1 pseudogene is annotated in these 377 nt (G+C 60.2%); it reads right to left on the bottom strand.

The window, feature by feature from the left end:
- Positions 1-218, bottom strand: a pseudogene (locus tag P0D62_RS19030) (IS110 family transposase); the annotation flags it as partial.
- Positions 219-377 lie beyond the last annotated feature (159 nt).

The following is a 377-nucleotide window of genomic DNA, read 5'->3' as shown; positions in this document are numbered from 1 at the left end:
CTGGTGGCTTCCATCACGACGCAGGTGACCTGTTGCGCGGCGAGATGATCGCGTAGTTGGAGGATTTCCTGGGTCATCGATCCCCAGGTCGTGACGGTCTCGCTGATCCGCTCGCTTTTGCGACGCGAGTTCGGGTTAGGGCCAGGGACACGGACACAGACCTTCGCGAACCGTTTCCCGATATCGATTCCCGCGCAGCGCGGGTACAACTCTTCCACCACCGTCCTCCTTCCGTGCTCGGCCATAACTGTGGTGGCCTGCTGGTCACGGGGAGAGCGAAGGGTCCCAAACAACCAAGTCTGTTACACGTGCTTATAGCAACAATCCGCGCTTCTGCGCATGCTCTCCACCACCAAGCTCGAAAACGGGCTCCCAGG

Source organism: Tessaracoccus caeni (assembly GCF_029211185.1).
Taxonomy (GTDB): Bacteria; Actinomycetota; Actinomycetes; order Propionibacteriales; family Propionibacteriaceae; genus Arachnia; species Arachnia caeni.
The sequence above is the reverse complement of the archived record's forward strand: the minus strand, read 5'-3'. Positions and strand labels throughout refer to the sequence as shown.